The organism is Algibacter sp. L4_22 (genome assembly GCF_023473045.1).
GTDB lineage: Bacteria > Bacteroidota > Bacteroidia > Flavobacteriales > Flavobacteriaceae > Algibacter.
This window is the reverse complement of the sequence record NZ_JAMCOK010000025.1, coordinates 1-2,154: the sequence shown is the minus strand read 5'-3', so window position 1 is coordinate 2,154 and position 2,154 is coordinate 1. Positions and strand designations below refer to the sequence as shown.

Annotated in this window: 2 protein-coding genes; both read right to left on the bottom strand. The window is 26.2% G+C overall.

Annotated elements, in window-relative coordinates:
* Positions 1 to 133 precede the first annotated feature (133 nt).
* Positions 134 to 1,042 (bottom strand): hypothetical protein, encoded by a 909-nt coding sequence (locus M4I23_RS19355; protein ID WP_249755503.1) that lies wholly within the window; start codon positions 1,040 to 1,042, stop codon positions 134 to 136.
* A 253-nt stretch (positions 1,043 to 1,295) separates the two neighbouring features.
* Complete coding sequence (locus M4I23_RS19350) at positions 1,296 to 2,054, bottom strand: hypothetical protein (RefSeq protein ID WP_249755502.1); 759 nt, start codon at positions 2,052 to 2,054, stop codon at positions 1,296 to 1,298.
* Positions 2,055 to 2,154: the final 100 nt, after the last annotated feature.

The window sequence follows — 2,154 nt, the reverse complement described above, 5'->3', positions numbered from 1 at the left end:
GTATATGGTTTGTTGCGTGTTTCAAGCAACTAATTTAGTAAATAATTACGGACAAAGAAAGTCCGCGAGGACTTTCGTAAGTAGGCAAGAAGCCAGCAATAAATTATATACGGTGTTGCCAGTAGTTTTTATTTTATAATTCAATTTGTTCATTAATAATTTCTGAAAGTTTAAAATCTAAATCAATTTTAGACTTTACTTTAATAGAAGTAAATGATTTCAATTCATATTCTTTATTAGAACTATGAAACTCATAATATTCTATTTTCTTTATAAGTCCATTTTCCGAATAATAGATTTTGATTTTATCTCCAGTTTCCAACTTTGATGTATACTTTTCTTCTGACTCAATTAATTGTCCTTTTTCATTATATGTTTTAATTTCTTTTTTAGAGTAATCTTTTTCGTCATTGTAATACGTTTGAAATATTCCAATTCGTTTGTTGTCCAAATAATTGTAATTCCATTCCCATCTTAAATTATTCTCGTAGATTTGTTTAAGAGAAGTTATTCTATTCAGCGAATCAAATTCTCGTTCGTAATAATAAGTTGGGTCAAAAATTGATTTAGTAATATTTAAATTTTCATCATATTCAAATGTTGTTTTGAATGTGAGTGAGTCAGTATTAACTTGATAACTTGATTCATCAATTAATAGACCTTTTTTGTTATAAATATATTTTGTGGTGGAAAAAGGTTCTATTTGTTTTTCACAATAACAATCTGAGTAATATTGCAAACTTGAAGTTAAACGACCTTTTAAGTAATTGAATATTTCAATTTTTCCAATTACTTTTAAACTTGAATTATGATTTGTTCCAAACTTAATTTTCTTAAGTAAGTTCCCTTTTGAATCAAAGAATAATTTTAATGTTGGTCGATTTGCCTTATTAGTTTTTCTTTTGGTTAATTCGTAATCAGAATTTCGTTTATAAAAATGTTCGATTAACTGGATTTCTATATCTCCAATTTTTTTCTTTAGATTTTGTCCATAAGAAAATGAATTTAAAATTAAAAAGTAGATAAAGAACGTTTTTTTCATTTTTTATAAGTCTTTGTCAAATTTAATTCAGCAGTTTGAAAATTCATAATTGGAATTAGTAAATAGTCTATTTGATTGAGTAAAAAAGTGAAATTTCAGATTTGTGATTAAATTACTGGCAACGTTTATGTATAAGAATAGTTGCGGGTTTGTATGCGAGGATTTTCCGAAGGGAAATCAGATGTTACAAACACGCAACGACCTTTGATTAAACACTAATACCGCAATTATTTTTATACGGTGTTGTGCATAGTTATTTTTCGCTTATTTCATATTCATATTCACATTTCATTTTCTGTAACTCTTTTTCCAGTTTTTTTATTTTTAAAATATTACCACTTTCAACTAAAACGGGTAAATTCTCAACATATTTAGTGATTTCTTTTAATTCGATTTTATGTTTACTTTTTAGATAAAGCATTACTTTCGATTTGTTGATTCCTAAATCAGTAATTTTAATATCATATGTTTTACTGTCATACGTACAAAAACCCTTTCCTTTCATTTTTAAAGCAGGCTTAATCTCAGATTTTGGTAAAATCGTATAATAGTATTCATCGTGAAACAATTCAATAAATAATAATTGAAAATCTATTTTCAAAAGTTCTTTATCCAATGCAGAGAATAGAAGTCCAATGTATTCACCACGTCTTATCTGTTCCCAATTTAGACCAGATTCAAATTTTTTAAGATTCCACTTAAACGTTGATTTATTATATGTTTTTAAGATTTTCGTTAATGAACTTTTTACTTGTCCTTTATATTCTTCTCCGCTCCAATCGACAGAAAATATTTTATTTACATATTTTCCGTACATAATTAAAAGATATTCAGGATATAAATATTCGTTTAATTCATCAAAATCATCTTTGTCAAACCATTTCAATAATAATTTTTCGTGTTTTAATTGAAATGATTCTAAGCCTAAAACATAATCATTAAAGAATGATTCAAAATCCGAAAATCTATCTTTCAAAATTAGTTCAGATATTTGCTTCAAATCACTATCCATTAAGTTTGTTTTTAATTATGCACAACGTTTATGTATAAGAATAGTTGCGGGTTTGTATGCGAGGATTTTCCGAAGGAAAATCAGACGTTACAAACACGCA